Raw genomic sequence first — 21,589 nt, 5'->3', positions numbered from 1 at the left:
CGCCCTTTTCGAGGCCCGAGCGGTAATCTCTGCCCATACCGGGCACGCAACGACGAGCGTTGAGGGACAAATGGATTCCGTGGACGATCGTACTCACTCCGCAGTGACCGTCGGCGGGCTCACCTTCGAGGTCGAGGAGTCCGGTCCCGTCGGCGGACCCCCGGTCGTGCTGTTGCACGGCTTCCCGGAGACCTCGGCCTGCTGGCGCCCGCTGAGGCCGCTGCTGACCGCGGCGGGCCTCCGGGTGATCGCGCCGTCGCAGCGTGGCTACTCCCCCGGCGCCCGACCGGTCGGCGTCGAGCACTACGCGCTCGAGCAGCTCGGCGCCGATGTGCTGGCCATGATGGACGCCACCGGGATGGCGTCGGCGCACCTGGTCGGACACGACTGGGGCGCGGTGGTCGCCTGGTGGATTGCCGCGTACCACCCCGAACGCGCCGAGACCCTGACCGCGGTGTCCGTTCCGCACCCCTCCGCGTTCGGCTGGGCGCTGCGCGAGGACGCCGACCAGCAGAAGCGCTCGCGCTACATCGGTGTCTTCCGGGACGGCCAGGTGGCGGAGAAGCTGCTGCTCGACGACGACGCCAAGCGCCTGCGCGCGGTGTACGGCGACCTCGACCCCGACCAGGTCGCCGAGTACGTGCGGGCGCTCACCGAGCCGGGCGCGCTCACGGCCGCGCTGTCCTGGTACCGCGCCATGCGCGCCGACTTCGGCGGCATCCCATCGGTCCGGGTGCCCACCACCTACGTCTGGGGGTCCGAGGACGAGGCGCTCGGCCGCGCGGGCGCGGAACGGTGCGGCGAGTTCGTCGATGCCCCATACCGTTTCGTCGAGCTCGACGGCGTCGGCCACTGGATACCGGAACAAGCACCCGATGCGCTGGCCGAAGCGGTCCTCGCGCGAATCGAAGGGAACGAGAAATGAGCGGGATCGCAGTACTGCTGGTCGGTGCGCTGTTGTGCTTCTACGGCATCCGATCGCTGCACCTCGCGGTGCTCGCCGCCGGCTTCGGACTCGGCTGGCTGATCGCGGACCTGTTCCACGCCTCGCTGGCGACGCTGTTCCTGTTCGCGCTCGTCGGCGCGCTCATCTCGTGGGTGGTCACCACGTTGGTCTTCAAGTTCTCCGCCTACTTCATCGGCGGCCTGACCGGCGCGATGGCGGGCGCGAAACTCGCGGAGGTGGTGCAGCGCGGCGACAACAACTGGGCTGTCAGCGCGATCGTGATCATCGCGGTCGCGGTGGCCGCCGCCTTCCTCGCCGACAAGTACCGGGCCAGGGCGCTGCTGTGGCTCACCTCGATCGGCGGCGCGAGCATGATCCTGGCCGGCCTGGGGCGCACCACCGACGCCCTCGCGTTCCTGCACCAACCGAACCCGGGATGGGAGCAGGTGACCTCGACCCTGCTGTGGATCGCACTCTCGGTGGCCGGCTGGATCGTGCAGCGACGCCTGTTCCCCGAGAAGCTCGGGATTCAGACCGACGAGGGTTCCCGCCGGTAGTCGCGCTCGGGCGCCCGCACCGGCAGCACCGCCGCCAGCCCGAGTCCGAGCACCACGAGCAGGCCGACGATGCCGGCCCTGTCGCTGGCGAAGGCCCACGCGAACAGCCCGAACAGGGTCGGTGCCAGGAACGAGACCGCCCGGCCCGTGGTCGCGTACAGGCCGAACATCTGCCCCTCCCTTCCGTTCGGGGTGATCCGCACGAGGAAGGTCCTCGACGCCGACTGCGCGGGGCCGACGAAGACGCACAGCAGCAGCCCGAACACCCAGAACGCCACCGGACCCGAGACCACCAGCAGGATCCCGCCCGCACCCAGCATCGCGGCGAGCGAGGCGACGATGACCGTCTTCGGCCCGAGGGTGTCGTCGAACCGCCCTGCCGCCAGCGCCGCGACACCGGAGACCACGTTGGCGGCCACGCCGAAGAGCAGCACGTCGGATGCCGCGATGCCGTAGACGTTGACCGCGAGGACCGCCCCGAAGGTGAACACCCCGGCCAGGCCGTCGCGGAAGAGCGCACTGGCGAGCAGGAACCCGACGGTGCGGCGATCCGCCGTCCACAGCTCCTTGACGTCGCGCCAGAGCACACCGTAGGAGGCGAAGAACCCCGCTCGGGCGGCCGCTGGATCCGCCTCCGCGCGGGGCAGCTCCGGCACCGTGACCAACACGGGAATCGCGAACGCCGCGAACCACAGTGCCGCCACCAGCGCCACCATCCGGATGTTGAATCCCCCGTCGGTGCTCAGACCCAGCAGTCCTCGGGTGTCGCCGTCGCCTGCGATGAACCCGAAGTAGCAGACCAGAAGCAGCACGATGCCGCCGAAATAGCCCATCGCCCAACCGAACCCGGATACCCTGCCGACGTTCTCCTGCGTGGACACCTGGCGCAGCATCGCGCTGTAGGGCACCTCGGCGAGCGTGAACAGGACCGAGCCGATGCCGAGCAGGGCCAACCCCGCCCACAGGTATTCGTACCTGTCCTCGACCAGGAACATCGCCGCCATCACGACCACCACCGCCGCCGTGAGGAGCGCGAGTGAGCGCCGCCGATGCCCGGTCGCGTCCGAGCGCTGCCCGGTGACCGGCGCCAGGACCGCGATCAGCAGGCCGGAGGCGCCGAGCGACCAGCCGAGCCACGTGCTCGCCGAGATCGAGCCCGGCAGGTCGTCGCCGACCGCGTCGGTGAGGTAGACGGAGAAGACGAACGTCACGATCACGGCGTTGAACGCGGCCGAACCCCAGTCCCACAGTCCCCACGCGAAGACCTGCCCACGGGTGACGCCGGTGCCGATCGCCGCTTGGCCCATGACCGCGAGCCTAGGCGAGCGAACCGCGTCCGGCTCCCCCGTCGTCGAGACCGTATGCGCGGCGGGCGTTCTCCGCGGCGATCAGGTGCGCGATCCGCTCGGCGTCCCGCTCGGACCAGGCATCGTCCTCGACTCCCGCGGCCAGGAAATCCCACAGCGCGCGGCGGAACAGCGTGGCGCTGACGTGGAACAGCTCCGGCAGCCCGTAGCCGTCGGAGGAGAACAGCACCGACCCGAAGGGCGCGAGCTCGAGCAGTTCGGCCACCACCTGTCCGGCCCGGCTCCCGACGTTCTGCACCGCGAGACCGACGTCGACGAAGACATGGTCGAACACCTGCGCCAGGCAGCCCGCGTGCCGATGGAAGGGGTAGGTGTGCAGCAACATGATCGGTACCCCGCGACCGGCCGTCGCACGCAGCAACGGCGCCAGCAGCAGCGGATCGCATCGGCCGAGATCCGCGTCGGCGTCGCCGAATCCGGTGTGGAACTGGATCGGCCGACCGAGGTCGACGGCGGTCCAGATCAGGAACCGGATCAGGGTCTCGTCGGCCAGACGGATCGGCCCTCCCCGTTCGATCGCGCCAGCCCACCGCGTGGCCGCGGCGACCACCTCGTCGGTCGGCGGACGCTCCGGGGCCAGGTCGAGGCCGACCCGATACGCGGCGATCGATTTGAACCCGATCGCGGTCGCCGCCGCGGAGGTCAGGCGGTCCCGGCAGGCCTCGGCGAAGTCGTCCGCGCGGTGGGTGGCGATCACCTCCTCCGCCACCGGCTCGAGCCGGGCGATCTCCTGCGCCGACGCCGCGGCACAGGCGGCCAGCTCGCCCGGTGTGGTCAGTCGGTCGGGCCGAAAGCCCGTGTCCACGAAGAACTCGGAGATCCCGGCGCCGCGCAACAGCCGCCGGGCCACCTCGTTGGAGCCGAGCTCGGCCCGCCGCGCGAGGTAGTCGTCGGCGGGCACGTCCGGCGGCAGGTCGAGCACGGGGCCGCACAGGCGCCGGACCGCGAGCCCGACCTGGGTGTCGAACAGCGTCCCGTGCCAGCGACCGGGCGCATCGGCCTCACAGAGCAGCGATTCGAACCCGGCCCGGTCGAGTGGGCCCCGCACGATCCCGTGGCAGTGATGGTCGACGAGCGCGATCTGCCCGACCAGCTCCCCCAGCCGCCGTTCGCCCGACCTCGATGGCCGCGCCGACGTATCGTCTGAGGATCGTGCCATGACCGCCATTCTGCCGCTGAACGGCGATCGCCGCTGATCAGAGACCGCGCGAAGGAGCCGCGATGGACCGGGACGAGCGTGAGCGGCGGGCCGCGGAGGCCGGCCCGGTTGCGGCCCGACTGGCCGATCAGGGCGTGGTCGGGGTGGCGCTGACATGGGTCGACAACAGCGGGATCACCCGGACGAAGGCGGTCCCGGTCGATCGGCTGGCGAACGCCGCGGCCTGGGGCGTCGGCGCGTCGCCGGTGTTCGACGCGTTCGCGACCGACGATTCGATCATCTCCGGCCGCTGCGCGGGTGGGCCCGTGGGCGACCTGCGGCTGCTGCCGGACCTGACCCGGATCGTCGCCCTCGCCGCGCAGCCCGGATGGGCGTGGGCGCCGGCAGACCGCTACACGCAGGACGGAACGCCGCACCCCCAGGACGCCAGGAACGTCACCCGCCGCGCGGTCGCGCGCCTGGCCGAGGCCGGCCTGACCGCGAAGTCCGCGATCGAGGTGGAATGGACCCTCGGGCGGGGCGGGGACGACTTCGTGCCCGCCACCCGCGGGCCCGCCTACGGTTTCACCCGGCTCGTCGAACACTCGGACTACCTGGCCGACCTGCTCACCGCACTGCGCGAACAGGGCGTCGCGGTGGAGCAGATCCACCCCGAGTACGCGGCTGGGCAGTATGAGCTGTCCGTCGCCGCCGAGGATCCGCTCGGCGCCGCCGATACCTTCGTGCTGGTACGCGAGACCATCCGGGCGCTGAGCGCGGACCGCGGCCTGCGCGCCTCCTTCTCCCCGAAGGTGATGGCCGACGGCGTGGGGAACGGCGGCCACGTGCACCTGTCCATCTGGCGCCGCAGGACCAACCTGCACCACGGCGGCGACGGCCCCTGCGGCATGACCGACGCCGCGGAGGCCTTCGCGGCCGGCATCCTGCACCGGCTGCCGGCACTGCTCGCGGTCGGCGCGCCCTCGGTCGCGAGCTACCTGCGGCTCGTTCCCGGCCACTGGGCTGCGCCGTACCAGGCGTGTGGCCACGAGAATCGCGAGACCGCGCTGCGCCTGGTCACAGGCAGCCACGGCGACGAGGGCCGCTCGGCCAACCTGGAGGTCAAGGTTCTCGACCAGTCGGCCAACCCGTACCTGTGCCTCGCCGCGCTGATCTTCGCCGGCCTGGCCGGGCTCGCCAGGCCGTCCCGCCTGCCCGCGCTGGTCGACGTCGACCCCGCGGGCCTGAGCGTGGACGAGCGGGCCAGGCGCGGGATCCGTGCGCTGCCGGACACCCTCGCCGAGTCCACCGACGCGTTCGAGGCCGACGCCGTGCTCGGCGAGGCGTTCGGGCCGGAGCTCGCGGCCACCGTCGTCGACCTCCGACGCGCCGAGGTGGCACGCTTCGCCGATTCGAGCCCCGAGGAGATCGTGGCCGCGCTCCGCTGGGTCTTCTGACCGCCCTGCCCCGCGTTCGCCGCGGGGAGAAACGACCGACCCTATGAACTCAGTTGCATAGTCGCCTCGTTGCATAGATACTCGACCTCGTGGCACTCGAACACGCACTATTGGTCTCGCTCTCCGAACACTCCGGGTCGGGGTACGAGCTCGCGCGCCGATTCGACAAGTCCATCGGCTTCTTCTGGAGCGCCAGCCACCAGCAGATCTACCGCGTGCTCAAGCGCATGGACGAGGCCGGCTGGGTGGACGGCGAGACCGTCGGCCAGGACGGCCGCCCGGACAAGCGGGTCTACCGCGTCAGCGACGCGGGCAGAGCCGAGCTGCGGCGGTGGATCGCGGAGCCGACCGAGGCCGGGCACCTGCGCGACGAGCTGGCCGTGAAGATCCGCGCCGCGTCCTTCGGCGACATCGACGACGTGCGCGCCGAGGTTGGCAGGCACCGCGACGACCACGCCAGGCGGCTCGAGGTCTACCGGCTGATCGAGAAGCGCGACTTCCCCGTGCCCGACCGGCTGTCCGGCACCGAACTGCACCAGTACCTGGTCCTGCGCGGCGGCATCCGCGTCGAGGAGGGCTTCACCGCCTGGTGCCAGGAGGTGCTCGATGCGCTGCACGCCGACCCAACCACCCCAGCCCGAGTCCGATCCGAAAGGCCCCCCACGTGAGCAACCCGTACCCGAACCTGTTGTCCCCGTTGGACCTGGGCTTCACCACGCTGCGCAACCGCGTGGTGATGGGCTCGATGCACACCGGGCTCGAGGACCGCACTCGCGACATCCCGAAGCTCGCCGCCTATTTCGCCGAGCGGGCCCGCGGCGGCGTCGGCCTCATCATCACCGGCGGCTACGCGCCTAACCGCACCGGCTGGCTGCTGCCCCTCGGGGCCAAGCTCACCACCCGCAAGGCGGCGAAGCTGCACCGCGAGGTCACCGACGCCGTGCACGCCGAGGGCGGCAAGATCGCCCTGCAGATCCTGCACGCGGGCCGGTACTCCTACCAGCCGCTGAGCGTGTCGGCCTCCTCGATCAAGGCACCCATCAACCCCTTCCGGCCCCGGGCGCTGACCGGCCGCGGCGTCGAGAGCACCATCGACGACTACGTGCGCTGCGCGCAGCTCGCGCAGTCCGCCGGCTACGACGGCGTCGAGATCATGGGCGGGGAGGGCTACTTCATCAACCAGTTCCTCGCGGCCCGCACCAACAAGCGCAGGGACAAGTGGGGCGGCAGCGCGGAGAACCGGCGCCGACTTGCGGTCGAGATCGTGCGCCGCACCCGCGCGGCGGTCGGGCCGGACTTCATCATCGTCTTCCGGCTGTCCATGGCCGACCTCGTCGAGAAGGGCCAGACCTGGGACGAGATCTCCGCCCTGGCAACCGAACTCGAGGACGCAGGCACCACGATCATCAACACCGACATCGGCTGGCACGAATCGCGGGTGCCCACCATCGTCACCTCGGTGCCGCGGGCGGCGTTCGTCGAGTTCACCGCCAAGGTCGCCGCGGCCGTGTCGATCCCGGTCTGCGCGTCGAACCGGATCAACATGCCGGAGGTCGCCGAGGAGATCCTCACCCGGGGGGACGCCGAGCTGATCTCGATGGCCCGGCCGATGCTCGCCGACCCGGAGTGGGTCCGCAAGGCCGAGACCGACCGCAGCGACGAGATCAACACCTGCATCGCCTGCAACCAGGCCTGCCTCGATCACGCGTTCGTCCGCAAGAACGTGTCCTGCCTGCTCAATCCGCGCGCCGGCCGCGAGACCGAGCTGGTGCTGGCACCGACCAGGCGGGCGAAGAGCATGGCCGTCGTCGGCGCCGGACCCGCGGGCCTGTCCGCGGCCGTCGGCCTCGCACAGCGCGGCCACACCGTCGAGCTCTTCGAGGCGGGCACCGAGATCGGCGGCCAGTTCGGCATCGCCCGGCGGATCCCCGGCAAGGAGGAGTTCGCCGAGACGATCCGCTACTACACCCGGCAGCTGGAACTGACCGGCGTGAAGGTGCACCTGGGCACCCGGGTCGACGCAGGCAGGCTCGTCGACGGCGGGTACGACGAGGTGGTCCTCGCCACCGGCGTCACGCCGCGGATTCCGAGCATCCCCGGCATCGACCACGCGAGCGTGCTCTCGTATGCCGAGCTCGTCCGCGACGGCAGGCCCGTCGGCGACCGCGTCGCGGTCATCGGCGCGGGCGGCATCGGCGTCGATGTCTCCGAGTACCTGACCCACGCCAGCTCCCCCACCCTCGACCTGGACGAGTGGAAGCGCGAGTGGGGCGTCACCGATTCCGACACCGCACCCGGCTCGCTCACCGCGCCCGCGACCGAGCCGTCGCCTCGCGAGGTGTACCTGCTCCAGCGCAAGCCCGGCCAGATCGGCGCGCGACTCGGCAAGACCTCCGGCTGGGTGCACCGGGCCGCGCTGAAGAAGAAGGGCGTGCACCAGCTCTCGGGCGTGAACTACGAGCGGATCGACGACGACGGGCTGCACATCACCTTCGGCGAGAAGCGCGAACGACCGCAGGTCCTCGCCGTCGACAACGTGGTGATCTGCGCGGGCCAGGAATCGGTGCGTGAACTCGCGGGCGACCTGGCCTCGGCCGGGGTGACCACACACGTGATCGGTGGCGCGGACGTCGCGGCCGAACTGGACGCGAAGCGGGCCATCGAGCAGGGCACCCGGCTCGCGGCGGCGATCTGACCCGCTAGCCTGAGCCCGTGAGCCTGCCTACCCCCACCCCTGACTCCCGCGCGGTCGTGACCGGCGCCTCCTCCGGCATCGGCGAGGCGCTGGCCACCGACCTGGCCGCGCGCGGCTACTCGCTGATCCTGGTGGCCCGCCGCGGCGACCTGCTCGAGGCGCTGGCGGCAAAACTGACCGCGGCGCACGGCGTCGAGGTCGAGGTCCGCGCGGTCGACCTGTCCGATCGAGACCAGCGCGGCGCCCTGGTCGACGAGCTCGCCGAGCGCCCGATCAGCATCCTGTGCAACAACGCCGGGATCGCCACGTTCGGCCCGGTGTCCGAACTGGACCCCGCCTACGAGCGGGCCCAGGTCGAGCTCAATGCCGTTGCCGTGCACGACCTCACGCTGGCCGTGCTGCCCGGAATGCTCGCGCGCGACTCCGGCGGCATCCTGATGGTCGGATCGGCGGCGGGCAACATGCCGATCCCGAACAACGCCACCTACGCGGCCACCAAGGCGTTCGTGAACACCTTCTCGGAGTCGCTGCGCGGCGAGCTCACCGGCACCGGCGTGCACGTCACCCTGCTGGCCCCCGGCCCGGTGCGCACGGAGATCCCGGACCCGGCGGAGGCGTCCATCGTCGACAAGCTGGTCCCCGATTTCTTCTGGATCTCCAGCGAGTACACCGCCAAGCTGTCGCTGGACTCCCTCGCGAAGAACAAGATGCGCGTGGTGCCGGGAATCCTGAGCAAGGGCATGTCGGTGGCGGGCCAGTACAGCCCGCGCGCGGTGGTCGCCCCGATCGTGGGCACGTTCTACAAGAAGCTGGGGGGCTAGCGGCCCACCACGGCCGGCTCTCCTTCCACCCTGCGCCGAGAACTCCGGAAACACACCGCCCTCAGAAGATAGTTCGGCTAAGTTCACGACTACGCCGGACAATCGGCGATGACGAAAGTCGGAGGACACCGTGGAATTTGTTGGTTCTGTCGCCGGAATCGCACAGATGGTCATCGGCACCATCCTCGCCAACACCGGATCGGGAGGTTCCGGCTCCGGTTGGTGAGCGCGCGACCGAATTCGGCTCGATACCCGCGAGCCGAATCCGGTCGTTGCACATGGGCGGCAAGGGGCAGGCGGCCTGTTCAGTACCGGGTGTAATGATGTCCGATCACCTGTTCACCGGCGCAGATGCACTTCCGGTCGAGGTGTCGGTCCGAGGTCGCGGCGCAGAACCGAGTACCGAGCGCATCGTGGGACTCCAGGCTGTGCGGGCACACCGGGCAGGAGGGCGACGATTCCAGCGCCTGAGCAGGGCCGGGAGACGCGGAATCTGCTTGAGGATTCGACACATCGGTCGGGTTCGACGCCATGGCGGCGCTCCAGTTCTCGGCCCTTCGCCTGCGGACCGGTTGGGCGCCGAGGACGACATGGCTTGACCGCGCATATTCGAATTGCCCTCGACATCCACGACGCTACTCTTCCCCGCCTGCCCCTTCGGACCCATCTCGACACCTAGGGGGCGATCGGCGCCCCCTAGGGTGCCTATCGTCGGGCCCGGCCAGGACCGACGCTGGAGCGGCAAGCAACATCCGCCGCCTCAGGAGATGAACGATGGCCGCCCCGATCACCGCCACCACCGGTTCACCGCACAGCGCGATCGTCGGGCTGGGGGTGTACCGCCCGTCCCGCGTCGTCGACAACGCCGAGATCTGCCGGAGCATCGACTCCACCGACGAGTGGATCCAGACCCGCTCCGGGATCAAGACCAGGCGGTTCGCCGGGCCGGAGGAATCGATCCTCGAGATGTCCGTCGCGGCGGGACACCGGGCGCTGGCGTCGTCCGGGGTGGCGGCCGAGCAGATCGGCTGCGTGATCGTCGCGACGTCGACCTACCTCTACCAGTCCCCCGCCGTCGCCCCGCAGATCGCCCACCGACTCGGCATCTACGGCGCCGCGTTCGACGTCTCGGCCGGGTGCGCCGGCTTCTGCCATGCCCTGGCCGTCGCCTCCGACATGGTCAGGGGCGGCAGCGCGGAGCACGTCCTGGTCATCGGCGTCGAGCGGATGAGCGAGTGCCTCGACATGACCGACAGGACAACCGCGTTCATCTTCGCCGACGGCGCGGGGGCAGTGGTGGTGGGACCGTCGCAGAGCCCCGGGATCGGACCGGTCGAGTGGGGCTCGGACGGGTCGCAGTCGAACGCGATCTGCCAGGCCCCGTCCTGGGATGTCTACCGCGACGATCCGACCGGGCCGCGGCCGACCGTCAAGTTCGACGGAAGGGCAGTGTTCCGTTGGGCGGCATTCGAGATGGAGAAGGTGGCAGGGGCCGCGTTGGACCGCGCGGGCGTCGCACCCGAGCAGCTGGACGCCTTCATCCCACACCAGGCGAACCTCCGGATTACCGACATCATCGCCAAGCGGCTGGCGCTCTCGCCCGACGCCGCGGTCGCGCGCGACATCGTCGACGCCGGCAACACGTCGGCGGCCTCGGTCCCCCTGGCGATGGACACGCTGCTCCGGTCGGGCGAGGCCCCCGCCGGCGGCACTGCGCTGCTGATCGCGTTCGGGGCCGGGCTGTCCTACGCCGCACAGGTGGTCAGGCTGCCCGCGAGGTTCGATTCGTCAGCATGACGTCAAGCCACGATCGATCGGCGTCAAGGTCGCGTCAGGGGCCGCGGCAAGGCGCCGGAACGCGAGTACTCCGGAGGGTGAACCATCACCCCTAGGAGAACCCGGTGACCCTTCTCGACATCTTCCCGTCGCTCCGCTCGGCCATGTCCCCGCGGCTCGATCCCGCGGTGTGGCCGATCAACACCCACCACGACGAGCACGGACGGATCACCGTCGGCGGCGTCGCGCTGTCCGATGTCGCCGACCAGTACGGCACACCGAGCTACGTGATCGACGAACTGGACGTCCGGCACCGCTGTCGCACCTACCTCGAGATCTTCCCCGAGGCCGAGATCGCGTACGCCGGAAAGGCGCTGATGACCCGGGCGCTCGCCTCCTGGGTGAGCCAGGAGGGGCTGGCCCTTGACGTGTGCTCGGCAGGGGAACTGACCATCGCCCTGTCTGCGGGCGTCGACCCGCGCCGAATCATCATGCACGGCAACGCCAAGACCCCCGCCGAACTCACCGCCGCGATCGACGCGGGCGTCGGCCGCATCGTCATCGACTCCTACACCGAGATCGTGGTCCTCGGCTCGTCGCTCGACCACAAGCAGGACGTCCTGGTCCGCGTGACCCCGGACATCGACGTGCACGGTCACCGCGCGGTCCGAACCGGCATCGCGGACCAGAAATTCGGGTTCCCCATCGACCACGGCCAGGCGGATGCCGCGATCAAGCGGGTGCTCGACCAGCCACACCTGAACCTGATCGGGCTGCACTGCCACCTGGGATCGCAGATCACCGATCCCGAGCACTTCGGCGCCGCGGTGCACCGGATGATCGCCCAGATGGCGCAGGTGTACCACGATCACGGACTGATCCTGACCGAGCTCAATCTCGGTGGCGGCCATGCGGTCTCGTACGGGTTCGACGACGTGCCACTGGACCTCACCCAGCTTGCCTCGACCGTCGAGGACGCGCTCGACGAGGCGTGCGCGCGGCACCGGTTCCCGCGGCCGAAGATCACCCTCGAACCGGGCCGTGCCATCGTCGCCAGGTCGGGGGTGACGGTGTACCGGGTCGTGTCCGTCAAGCACATCGAGGGCGGTCGCACCTTCGTCTGCGTCGACGGCGGCATGAGCGACAACCCCCGCGTCTGCCTCTACGCGGCCAGGTACAGCGTCGCCCTTGCCAACCGGCATCCGGTGGGCGCCCAGGTCCCGGTCACCGTCGCGGGACGGCATTGCGAATCGGGTGACGAACTGGCGGTCGACGTGCCGCTGCCCGCGGACGTGCGGCCCGGCGATGTGCTGGCGATCCCCGGCACGGGCGCCTACCACCACGGCCTCGCGTCCAGCTACAACTCCGTGGGCAGGCCGCCGATTATCGCGGTGTGCAACGGCTCGGCCCGCGAACTGATCCGTCGCGAGACCATCGACGACCTGCTCCGAAGGGAATCCTCGCTCTAGGGGGTGACGAGGTCGGTCTCCACTTCGCCGGTTGCCTGTAGGTGCCTGCGGCGGCTCGGCATCAGCACCGTCGGGTGACCGACGCTCCATGCCGCACCTGCGCAGACGAACTCCTTGATGCGCGCGGCTGCCCTGCCCGTGACAGCGCTGGACTTGGCCTGATCGTCGGGGGTCACGGCCTGGATGATCCCATCACGGCGCCCCAGGCTGATGCACTGGAAGTTGTAACCGATCGTGGTCTCGGGAACCTCGCGACCGGTCAGACGTGCGGCGAGGGCATCCGCGGCCTGCCATGCCATCGGTCCGCCCGAGGCACAGGACATCCGCAGCGGTCGGCCGCCCGCACCCTCGGCGAGCGCGGCGTCGCCGACGGCGTACACATCGGGGTGCGAGACCGAGCGCATGCTGGCGTCGACGACGATCCGCCCGGTATCGGACACCGTCAGCGTGGTGGCGGCCGCGATCGGGTGCACGGCGAAGCCCGCGGTCCACACGGTCAGCTCGGCCGGGATCTCCCTTGCGGCGCCGTCGATCACGGCGCTCGCGGTGACCCGCGTGACGTCGACGCGCTCGTGGACCGTGATACCGAGCCGGTCGAAGGTACCGCGCAGATGGCGCTGGGCCTTCTCGCTCAGCCAGTCGCCGACGCCTCCTCGGGCGACGATCGAGACCGCGAGATCCGGTCGGGTCTCGGCGATCTCGGTGGAGGCTTCGATGCCGGTCAGGCCGCCTCCGACGACCACAACCGTTGCACCAGGCGCCAGTTCGCTCAGCCGCGCCCGCAGCCGCAACGCGGCCTGTTTTCCCGCGACGCTGTGCGCGTACTCGGCGACGCCGGGGACGCCGTGGTCGGCGCCGGTGCTCCCGAGGGCGTAGACGAGGCTGTCGTAGCCGAGGGTCTCGTCGCCGCCGAGATCGACGGTCTTGCGATCGACGTCGACCGCGGCGACCCGCGCGATCCTGACCTGCACACCGGTGCCCGCGAAGAACTCGCGCAGCGGGCGGGGGCGCAGATCCTGGCCGCTCGCGAGCTGGTGCATACGCACCCGTTCGACGAACTCGGGATCGGCGTTGACGAGGGTGATCTGGACGTCGTCGCGGTGCAGCCGCTTCGCAAGACGACCGGCGGCGGTGGCCCCGGCGTACCCGGCTCCGAGGACGACAATGCGGTGCTTCATGGCTCGCTCCTATCGGTGTGGACTCACCTCCTGAACCGGACAGGCGCGCGATCCCTGACACGAAGCGAGTGTGATGTGGGTCACCATGTCACATCGAGGGGGCTGTGCGGGCCCTCGGCCGCCCACAGGCGGGTGATGCGAACCAACTTCTCGGGGTTGACCTGGATGTGGACCGCTGCGATGCCGTCCTGCGTCGCCTCGAGGTCGAGGACGGCGATGACCCGCTCACCGACCTGCGCCAGCACGCCGGGACCACCGTTGACCGTGCAGGCGTAGAACACCGGATCGCCACCGACGTAGCGACGCTTGGCATCGGTCAGGTGGAACACATGGCTCAGGTAGCGCGCGATGTCGAACGCACCGAGGACCGGCGTCTTGCGGGCCGGGATCCGGCCTCCGCCGTCGGCGACGGCGACCGCGTCGTCGGCGAGCAGACGGATCAGCGGGTCGGTGTCGCCGCTGAGGACCGCGGCGAGGAATTCCTCGACGATCCGCCGCGCGGCGACCGCGTCGACCGTGGTGCGGGCACCCCCGGCGACGTGCTGCTTGGCCCGCCGGTAGATCTGCTGACAGTTCGACTCGCTGAGGTCGAGGATCTCGGCGATCTCGCGATGCGGGTAGCCGAACGCCTCGCGCAGCACGTAGACCACGCGCTCGTTGGGCGAGAGCCGCTCCATGAGCGTGAGCATCGCGAGCGAGACCGACTCGCGCTGCTCCGCGGTGTCGGCCGGACCGAGCATCCGGTCCCCGCCCAGGACCGGCTCCGGAAGCCACTGCCCCACATAGGTTTCCCGCCTGGCCCGCGCCGAGGTGAGCTGATTGAGGCAGTGATTGGTCAGCACCTTCGTCAGCCAGGCCTCGGGCGCCTCGATCCACTCCCGGTCCGCGGCATGCCAGCGCAGGAACACATCCTGCACCGCGTCCTCGGCATCCCCTGCGGACCCCAGCATCCGGTAGGCGATCGCCTCCAGGCGACCCCTGAAGCCCTCGAACAGATCGGCCTCATCGGCACTGAGCGTCATCGCCCCATGGTCGGCCATGCCCCCAGCCGGTGTCCACCCGCCGGTCATCGATCACCGGCGCGAGCCGTCGGGTACCCATTGGCATGATCCTTACCGCCGAGTAAGTTACCGGGGGGCTGTGGCCGCCGCCATACACCCAAGAGCCAGGAGGACCCGCCGAGATGCCCAGCGTTACCGGAGCAACCGACCTACTCAAGGGACTCGTCCCCGTCACCAAGGCAGGCATCGTCGGCCCGATGGGCCCGAGCAGGCTCGCAGGCGTCGTCTCCGCCTGGTTCCAGTGGGACTTCACCGCGGGTGGCCTGCTCGCGGTGGCCGCACGCCGCGACGGCGACCGCATCGCCGTCATCGACGACCGCGGGCCGATCAGCTACCGGCAGCTCGACGAGGACGCTCGCGCACTCGCCGCCGCGCTGCACGAGCGTGGGCTGCGCGAACGCGGACGGATCGGCATCCTGGCCCGCAATCACCGCGGCTTCCTGATCGCGATGGGCGCGTCCGCCCGGCTCGGCACCGACCTGGTGCTGCTGAACACCGGGGCGTCGACCACCCAGCTCGCCGAGGTGCTGGCGGAGCAGAAGATCGACTGGCTGCTGGTCGACTCCGAGTTCACCCCGCTGCTGACGGACACCGCCCCGAATGTCGCGGTCTTTGCCGACGCGGAACCCGCGGAGGCTCCCGCTGACACGGACCGGGTTGGCTTCGAGGATCTGCTCGCAGGCGGGCGGCGGAGCACCGCGCCGCTGGCCCGCCGCCCGAGGCGCGGCCGGATCGTCGTCCTCACCTCCGGCACGACGGGCACCCCGAAGGGCGCCAACCGGCCGGAACCGCGCAGCTGGATGCCCGCGTCCGCGCTGCTGTCCCGGCTCCCCCTGCGCAGTGCCGAGACCACCATCGTCGCATCGCCGATCTTCCACACCTGGGGCCTGGCCGCCGCCCAGGTGGGCCTGGCCCTGCGCTCGACCATGGTGCTCGCCCGCCGGTTCGACCCGGCAGCCACCGTCGCCCAGATCGCTGAGCACCGCGCCGCCGCGCTGTGGGTGGTGCCGACGATGTTGCAGCGGATCACCGACCTGCCCGCAGACGATCGGGACGCCGATCTCGCCACGCTGCGGGTGATCGCGGCCAGCGGCTCGGCGATCCCGACCGGGGTGGTGCACAAGACCTTCGAGGTGTTCGGGTCCGTGCTGTACAACTTCTACGGCTCCACCGAGGTGAGCTGGGCGTCGATCGCGCAACCGCACGAGCTGCGTGCGCACCCCACCACCGCCGGTCGTCCCCCGCTCGGGACCGTCGTGCGGATCCTCGACGATCGCGGCAACGAGGTGCCGCACGGCACCGTCGGCCGCGTGTTCGTCGGCAACGGGATGCTGTTCGAGGGCTACACCCGCAGCGGGAGCGAGAAGGAGACCAGCGGCGGACTGATGTCCACCGGCGACCTCGGGCATTTCGACCCGAGCGGCCTGCTGTTCCTCGACGGCCGCAGCGACGACATGATCGTCTCGGGCGGCGAGAACGTCTACCCCCGTGAGGTCGAGAACCTGCTCAGCGAGCTGCCAGGGGTGCTGGAGAACGCGGTCGTCGGCATCGACGATCCGGAGTTCGGCGCGCGGCTGGCGGCCTACGTGGTGCGCACCGACGACCCCGACGGCGCGGGCCTGACCGAGGACGGGATCAAGTCGCACGTGAAGGCGCACCTGGCCAGGCACTGCGTCCCGCGCGAGGTCGCGTTCCTCGACGAACTCCCCCGCAACCCGGCGGGCAAGGTGGTCCCCCGCCTGCTCCCCAAGGCCTGAGGCGGCTCCGCCGCCCGTGAGTCCTTTTGGCCCCTAGACGGGCCAAAAGGACTCACGGGTGCGTCAGCGCTTGCGGCGGCGGCCGGTGCCGAAGATCGAGCGCGAGATCTCGCGGCCGGCGACGGTGGCCGCCGAGCGCAGGAAGCTCTTGACCGCCTGGTTCTCCATGATCCGTTCCACGGCGCTCGGCTCGTCCGGCGGCGGGGGCGGCAGGTCGGGCAGGTCCGGCAGTGCGGGCGGCAGGTCGATACCGTCCGCGTTCGGCGCGCCGGACACGCTGGCCGTCAGCTTCTCGTAGGCGGATTCCCTGTCGATGGTCTGGCCGTACTTCGCGTGCAGCGGGCTCGCGGCGGCCGCCGCCCTGATCGCCGGCTCGCCGATGGTGTCCATCAGCGAACGCGGCGGCGGGATCTTCGCCCAGGCCACCGGCGTCGGCGCGCCCTTCTCCGACAGCACGGTCACCACCGCCTCACCGATGCCCAGCGAGGTCAGCGCCTTCTCCAGGTCGTAGTGCTCCGTCTTCGGGTAGGTGCGAACCGTCTTGTTCAGCGCCTTCTGATCGTCCGGGGTGAAGGCGCGCAGCGCGTGCTGGATCCGGGCACCGAGCTGCGAGAGCACGTTGTTGGGAACGTCCGTTGGCAGCTGGGTGCAGAAGAAGACACCGACGCCCTTCGAGCGAATCAGCTTGACGGTCTGCTCCACCTGCTGCAGGAACGCCTTCGACGCGTCCGCGAACAGCAGATGCGCCTCGTCGAAGATGAAGACGAGCTTCGGCTTGTCCACGTCGCCGACCTCGGGCAGCGTCTGGAACAGATCGGCGAGCACCCACATCAGGAAGGTGGAGAACATCACCGGCCGGGCCGCCTGCGCACCCAGCTCGAAGAGCGTGATGACGCCCTTGCCGTCCGGGCCCACCCGCAGCAGGTCCTCGGTCTCGAGTTCCGGCTCGCCGAAGAAGGTGTCGCCGCCGTCCGCCTCCAGGTTGACCAGCGCGCGCAGGATCACGCCCGCGGTCGCCGAGGAGACGCCGCCGATGCCCTTGAGGTCGGCCTTGCCCTCGTCAGAGGTCAGGTGCGCGATGACCGAGCGCAGGTCCTTGAGGTCGAGCAGTGCGAGGCCCTGGGTGTCCGCCCAGTGGAAGATCAGCCCGAGCGTGGACTCCTGGGTTTCGTTGAGCCCCAACACCTTGCTCAGCAGGATCGGCCCGAAGCTGGTGATGGTGGCGCGCACCGGGATGCCGATGCCCTCGGTGCCGAGCGAGAGGAACTCGACGGGGAACCCGGTCGGCGCCCAGTCCGAGATGCCGGTCGAGACGGCCCGCGCGACCATCTTCTCGCTCGACTCGCCGGGCGCGGAGAGCCCGGACACGTCGCCCTTGACGTCGGCCATCACCACGGGCACGCCCGCGGCCGAGAGCTGCTCACAGATGCCCTGCAGCGTCTTCGTCTTGCCGGTGCCGGTCGCACCCGCCACCAGTCCGTGCCTGTTGATCGTGGCGAGCGGGATCCGGACGCGCGCAGCGGGATCCACGACGTCGTCGATGATCACCGTGCCCAGCTCCAGCGCCGCGCCCTCGAACGCATAGCCCGCGGCGATCTCCTGCGCCGCCGGATTCGGTGCAGGCACGGACTCGGCCGCAGCGGGAGCGGCGTCAACCGCAGGAGCCTCGGCAGGAGCGCCGTCGACCGGCGCCGGCTTGGCCGGCGTCTTCGCCGCCTGGATCCGCGCGGCCTCGGCCGCTGCCTGCTCCGCGGCCTGCGCCGCCGCCAGCGCCTCCGCCGCGACGCGGGCGGCCTCCTCGGCGGCGGCCTTGGCCGCCTTGGCCTTCTCCTCGAGCGATACCGAGTCCACCTGTGGTGCGGATTCGCCGGATGAGGTTGGATCCACCGTCATTCATGCCCTCCTCGGAGCGACAAACGTCTTCGGATGTGTCCGCCGCCGCCCAGCCGAGTGGGCCCGCGAAGCGACCAGTTGACCTTAACCCGACCATCGGCTGACTACTGTGTTCCTGGTGCAGGACAAACTTGTGTGGATCGATTGCGAAATGACCGGACTGCGGCTCGGCACGGACAAGCTGATCGAGGTGGCCGCGCTGGTCACCGACAGCGATCTGAACGTGCTCGGAGACGGTGTGGACATCGTCATCCACGCCGACGACGCCGCGCTGGCCGACATGCCCGACGTGGTCAAGGAGATGCACGAGCGCTCCGGGCTGACGGAGGAGGTGCGCCGGTCAACGGTGACGCTCGAGGAGGCCGAGCAGCAGGTGCTCGCCTACATCCGCGAGCACATCCCCACCGCGGGCACCGCCCCGCTGGCGGGCAACTCGATCGCCACCGACCGCGGTTTCCTCGCCAGGGACATGCCCGCGCTCGACGAATACCTGCACTACCGGATGATCGACGTCAGCTCGATCAAGGAGCTGTGCCGCCGCTGGTATCCCCGGATCTACTTCGGTCAGCCGGAGAAGGGGCTCGCGCACCGGGCGCTGGCGGACATCCAGGAATCCATCCGCGAACTCAAGTACTACCGCCGGACCGCGTTCGTCGCGGATCCCGGCCCGTCTACCGGCGATATCGCCGCGGTCGTCGAGGATCTGATCGCCGAATAGGTATCGATTGGCATTCCGGCGACGAGTCAGGCTAATATCGTGCACGCCGATACGGAGCAGCCCGCGAGGGTGAAACCTGACGGCAATGGTGACTGTAGTTCAGTTGGTAGAGCACCAGGTTGTGATCCTGGCTGTCGCGGGTTCGAGTCCCGTCAGTCACCCGAAGAGAACGCCCCCCGACTCCGGTCGGGGGGCGTTTTCCGTTTCCGTAGGCATGCTCCGGGGCATGCAGAAACTCCCCTGACCCGGCTGACCGGTCCGCACGAAGCAAAGGGCCCCGCCACCCTGGTGTGGGTGCGGGGCCCTCGCTACGGCCGCGTGATCAGGCGTTGCCGGCCTTCCAGGTCGCCCACGGGATGTTCCAGTCACCGAGGCCGTCCGTGCCGGAGAGCGTGCCGCCCACGGTGTTCTTCACGACCGCCAGGTCGCCGCGCTTGGTGTTCTCGAACACCCACCTGGCATTGGCCGGACTGAGGTTCAGGCAGCCGTGGCTGACGTTGGCCGAGCCCTGGTCCCCCACCGACCACGGCGCAGAGTGGAAGAAGATGCCGCTGTACGACATTCGGGTCGCGTAGTCGACGGGAGTCTTGTAACCCTGCGGGGAGTTCACCGGGACGCCGTACGTCGACGAGTCCATGATCAGGTGCTCGAAACGGTCACCGATGATGTACACGCCGTTGTCGGTGGGCGAGCTGTCCTTGCCCATCGACGTCGGCATCGTCATGACCACCTGGCCGTTGCGCTCGAAGGTGACCTGCTTGGTGTTGTCGTCGGCGTACGCGATCATCGAGTCGCCGATCCGGAACTCGCGGTGCTCGTTCGCCTGGCCGAACAGGGTGCCGCCGAGGTTGCGGCCGAAGACGTTGACGTCCACCGTCACCGCGGTGCCAGGGGCCCAGTAGTTCTCGGGACGCCAGCGGACCTCGCGGTCGTTGACCCAGTAGAAGGCGCCCGGCACCGGGGGGTTGGTCACGACGGTGATGGCGTCCTGCGCGGCCTTGCGGTCCGGGATCGACTCGTCGAACTGCACGGCGACGGGCTGGCCGATCCCGACGACGTCCCCGTCCCCCGGCATCACGTACGGCTTGGTGAGGTTGCCGGGCGAGCTGGTGGTGAAGCTCGACACCGTCGTGCTCGCGCCGCCGAGCCCGAAAGCGTCGGCCTGCAGACGGTATTCGCCGTTGTACTTCAACGGCTGCGTGTTCACCCAGGACTGACCGTCCGGGGCGATGGCGCCTGCCACCGGGTCGCCGGACTCGTCGAGCAGCGTGACCTTCGACAGCTTGCCGTCCGCGACCCGGACCGCGACGGGCTCGCCGGGCGAGTGCCCGACCGCGCCGTCCGCGACGACCGAGGTCACCTTCGGCTTGATCATCTCGAACACCGGGTTCAGGTCGATGGCTGCCGCTGCGGGCGCCGCCTCGGACTCGTCTCCGAACTGCACAGTGCACCCGGTCGCCACGAGCATCGCCGCCGCTGCGATAGCCACCGCACTCAGCGTTCCCCGTATGGTCGCCACCCTGATCCCCACCCTCGTGTACTCGAAGCCACTAAACACACATCCACAACCGGACGCCACAGGGCGCACACCGGACGCGCAGAGCTGTGAACTGCCATGATGCCAGGCTCGGCAGCACGCCAGCCAACAGCCTGCCGACGGACCCAATAACGTTCACATTCCAATCGCCGTCGGGACCGCGAGCGTTACCGCGCGCAGGGCCCTGACCAGCCCATCGAGGGCGAACGGGGGGCTGATTTGCATTCGCTCGGATCGCTCGTCTAATGTTCTCCACGTCGCAGAGAGCGGGGCGCGAGTCCCGAGCGAGTGACAATGCGCCTATAGCTCAGTTGGTAGAGCAAGTGACTCTTAATCACTGGGTCCGGGGTTCGAGTCCCTGTGGGCGCACACGAGAAGGCCCCGACCGTCACGGTCGGGGCCTTCTTTGTCGTTGCATGCGGGGTCAGCGTCGTTGCGTTGAGTCAGCGCCGGGCCGGGTGGGGCCCACCCTCAGTTCGCGAAGTGCCGTCGCAACTTTCGATGCCGGTGTGCGAAGAACCGGGCGATGACCCGCTCCAGTAGCCAGGGCAGCCCTGGGATGGCGGCGATCGGACCGCGCGGCTCGAAACTCACGCGGTCGTGCAGGAGGGTCCGGTGCGCGCCATCGGCGGTCAGGCTCCGCTCGTGCTCCCATGCGCGCATCGAGGCCATCGTCGAGCGCTCGAAGAACCGGTGACCCGGCTCCAGTTCGGCGAGCATCAGGTCGTCATGGTCGAACGGGACGATGCCGAACAAGTACAGCCGGCATCGTCCGACCTTGCGGCCGACCTGGACGGTGTCCACCGTCAGTCCCCGTGCACCCCTGGGCATCGCCATCCGCAGCAGCGGCATCATCTCGTCGTTGATGCCCTGCGGGGTGACGATCCGCGCCCAGACGGCCTCGCGCGGCGCCTCGACGACCGAGGTCCGCTCGAAGGTGCGGAATCGGGTGGACACCGCGTCGATCAGCGGAAGATCTTGCGCAGCACCAGCACCGCGACCAAGGCGCCCGCACCGATCAGGGCGAACTTGACCGGCGGCTCGTTGACCTTGGCGACCAGGCTTGCCTTGGCGTTCTCGACCAGTCGCTTCGGGTTGGTGCGGACGCTCAGTTCGTCGAGCGTGCTGGCGAGCTGGTTGCGCGCCTGCTCGATGTCGCGCTCGATGCTCTCGGTGTCCCTGGGCACGTGAATCCCACTTTCTCTCATCGTCGACCTTG

The 21,589-nt window shown here is 69.9% G+C and carries 19 protein-coding genes and 2 tRNA genes; 12 read left to right on the top strand and 9 right to left on the bottom strand.

What is annotated here, in order from left to right:
* Positions 1–79: 79 nt before the first annotated feature.
* Together BR31_RS0103965 and BR31_RS0103960 are read left to right on the top strand one after the other, a co-directional pair.
* Positions 80–925: an alpha/beta fold hydrolase gene (locus tag BR31_RS0103965; protein ID WP_027499822.1), complete on the top strand. Its 846-nt coding sequence runs from the start codon at positions 80–82 to the stop codon at positions 923–925.
* Positions 922–1,503: a DUF4203 domain-containing protein gene (locus BR31_RS0103960; protein WP_027499821.1), complete on the top strand. Its 582-nt coding sequence runs from the start codon at positions 922–924 to the stop codon at positions 1,501–1,503. Before BR31_RS0103965 ends, BR31_RS0103960 begins: the two co-directional genes overlap by 4 nt.
* Here the strand turns inward: BR31_RS0103960 and BR31_RS0103955 are convergent.
* Both BR31_RS0103955 and BR31_RS0103950 read right to left on the bottom strand, forming a co-directional pair.
* On the bottom strand, positions 1,476–2,810 hold the full coding sequence (locus tag BR31_RS0103955; RefSeq protein WP_027499820.1) for an MFS transporter: 1,335 nt from the start codon (positions 2,808–2,810) through the stop codon (positions 1,476–1,478). The genes BR31_RS0103960 and BR31_RS0103955 overlap by 28 nt on opposite strands.
* Before the next feature lie 10 nt (positions 2,811–2,820).
* On the bottom strand, positions 2,821–4,029 hold the full coding sequence (locus BR31_RS0103950; RefSeq protein WP_051636978.1) for an amidohydrolase family protein: 1,209 nt from the start codon (positions 4,027–4,029) through the stop codon (positions 2,821–2,823).
* A 62-nt stretch (positions 4,030–4,091) separates the two neighbouring features.
* Between BR31_RS0103950 and BR31_RS0103945 the strand changes: the two genes are divergently transcribed.
* The 4 genes from BR31_RS0103945 (at position 4,092) to cmrA (ending at position 8,981) form a co-directional block, all read left to right on the top strand.
* Positions 4,092–5,465: a glutamine synthetase family protein gene (locus BR31_RS0103945; protein WP_027499818.1), complete on the top strand. Its 1,374-nt coding sequence runs from the start codon at positions 4,092–4,094 to the stop codon at positions 5,463–5,465.
* 89 nt (positions 5,466–5,554) lie between these two features.
* Positions 5,555–6,133: a PadR family transcriptional regulator gene (locus BR31_RS27355; protein ID WP_051636943.1), complete on the top strand. Its 579-nt coding sequence runs from the start codon at positions 5,555–5,557 to the stop codon at positions 6,131–6,133.
* On the top strand, positions 6,130–8,160 hold the full coding sequence (locus BR31_RS0103935) for an NADPH-dependent 2,4-dienoyl-CoA reductase (RefSeq protein WP_027499817.1): 2,031 nt from the start codon (positions 6,130–6,132) through the stop codon (positions 8,158–8,160). The genes BR31_RS27355 and BR31_RS0103935 overlap by 4 nt, the downstream gene beginning before the upstream one ends.
* Before the next feature lie 17 nt (positions 8,161–8,177).
* Positions 8,178–8,981, top strand: coding sequence for a mycolate reductase (gene cmrA, locus BR31_RS0103930; RefSeq protein ID WP_027499816.1), 804 nt, complete (start codon positions 8,178–8,180; stop codon positions 8,979–8,981).
* Positions 8,982–9,286: 305 nt separating this feature from the next.
* On the opposite strand, the gene BR31_RS32095 is transcribed toward cmrA, so the two are convergent.
* Positions 9,287–9,514, bottom strand: coding sequence for an RGCVC family protein (locus BR31_RS32095; protein WP_027499815.1), 228 nt, complete (start codon positions 9,512–9,514; stop codon positions 9,287–9,289).
* A gap of 241 nt (positions 9,515–9,755) precedes the next feature.
* Here BR31_RS32095 and BR31_RS0103915 point away from each other — a divergent pair, with 241 nt between their 5' ends.
* Both BR31_RS0103915 and lysA read left to right on the top strand, forming a co-directional pair.
* The gene (locus BR31_RS0103915) at positions 9,756–10,778 is read left to right on the top strand and encodes a beta-ketoacyl-ACP synthase III (protein WP_027499814.1); all 1,023 of its coding nucleotides are present in this window, start codon (positions 9,756–9,758) and stop codon (positions 10,776–10,778) included.
* Between the two features lie 104 nt (positions 10,779–10,882).
* The gene (lysA, locus tag BR31_RS0103910; protein WP_027499813.1) at positions 10,883–12,226 is read left to right on the top strand and encodes a diaminopimelate decarboxylase; all 1,344 of its coding nucleotides are present in this window, start codon (positions 10,883–10,885) and stop codon (positions 12,224–12,226) included.
* Here lysA and BR31_RS0103905 read toward each other — a convergent pair.
* Together BR31_RS0103905 and sigJ are read right to left on the bottom strand one after the other, a co-directional pair.
* Complete coding sequence (locus BR31_RS0103905; RefSeq protein WP_027499812.1) at positions 12,223–13,404, bottom strand: NAD(P)/FAD-dependent oxidoreductase; 1,182 nt, start codon at positions 13,402–13,404, stop codon at positions 12,223–12,225. The two genes, lysA and BR31_RS0103905, sit on opposite strands and share 4 nt — an antisense overlap.
* A gap of 80 nt (positions 13,405–13,484) precedes the next feature.
* Positions 13,485–14,426 (bottom strand): RNA polymerase sigma factor SigJ, encoded by a 942-nt coding sequence (gene sigJ, locus BR31_RS0103900; protein ID WP_037175585.1) that lies wholly within the window; start codon positions 14,424–14,426, stop codon positions 13,485–13,487.
* Positions 14,427–14,587: 161 nt separating this feature from the next.
* Between sigJ and BR31_RS0103895 the strand changes: the two genes are divergently transcribed.
* Positions 14,588–16,222, top strand: a complete 1,635-nt coding sequence (locus tag BR31_RS0103895) for an AMP-binding protein (protein ID WP_027499810.1) — start codon at positions 14,588–14,590, stop codon at positions 16,220–16,222.
* Positions 16,223–16,285: 63 nt separating this feature from the next.
* On the opposite strand, the gene BR31_RS0103890 is transcribed toward BR31_RS0103895, so the two are convergent.
* Positions 16,286–18,115: a helicase HerA-like domain-containing protein gene (locus tag BR31_RS0103890; protein ID WP_027499809.1), complete on the bottom strand. Its 1,830-nt coding sequence runs from the start codon at positions 18,113–18,115 to the stop codon at positions 16,286–16,288.
* Positions 18,116–18,233: 118 nt separating this feature from the next.
* Here BR31_RS0103890 and orn point away from each other — a divergent pair, with 118 nt between their 5' ends.
* The gene (gene orn / locus BR31_RS0103885; protein WP_027499808.1) at positions 18,234–18,833 is read left to right on the top strand and encodes an oligoribonuclease; all 600 of its coding nucleotides are present in this window, start codon (positions 18,234–18,236) and stop codon (positions 18,831–18,833) included.
* Between the two features lie 88 nt (positions 18,834–18,921).
* Positions 18,922–18,994 (top strand) — tRNA-His (locus tag BR31_RS0103880).
* Positions 18,995–19,155: 161 nt separating this feature from the next.
* On the opposite strand, the gene BR31_RS0103875 is transcribed toward BR31_RS0103880, so the two are convergent.
* A complete protein-coding gene (locus BR31_RS0103875; RefSeq protein WP_081830308.1) occupies positions 19,156–20,301 on the bottom strand; it encodes a L,D-transpeptidase in 1,146 nt (381 codons plus the stop codon).
* 365 nt (positions 20,302–20,666) lie between these two features.
* On the opposite strand from BR31_RS0103875, the gene BR31_RS0103865 reads away from it, so the two are divergent.
* Positions 20,667–20,739, top strand: a tRNA-Lys gene (locus BR31_RS0103865).
* 102 nt (positions 20,740–20,841) lie between these two features.
* On the opposite strand, the gene BR31_RS0103860 is transcribed toward BR31_RS0103865, so the two are convergent.
* Together BR31_RS0103860 and BR31_RS0103855 are read right to left on the bottom strand one after the other, a co-directional pair.
* Complete coding sequence (locus BR31_RS0103860; RefSeq protein WP_037175520.1) at positions 20,842–21,327, bottom strand: hypothetical protein; 486 nt, start codon at positions 21,325–21,327, stop codon at positions 20,842–20,844.
* 8 nt (positions 21,328–21,335) lie between these two features.
* Positions 21,336–21,557 (bottom strand): DUF3618 domain-containing protein, encoded by a 222-nt coding sequence (locus BR31_RS0103855; protein ID WP_027499806.1) that lies wholly within the window; start codon positions 21,555–21,557, stop codon positions 21,336–21,338.
* Positions 21,558–21,589: the final 32 nt, after the last annotated feature.

The organism is Rhodococcus sp. UNC363MFTsu5.1 (assembly GCF_000686785.1).
GTDB lineage: Bacteria > Actinomycetota > Actinomycetes > Mycobacteriales > Mycobacteriaceae > Rhodococcus_G > Rhodococcus_G maanshanensis.
Note: the sequence above shows the minus strand (reverse complement) of the source record. Positions and strands in the feature narration are given on the sequence as shown.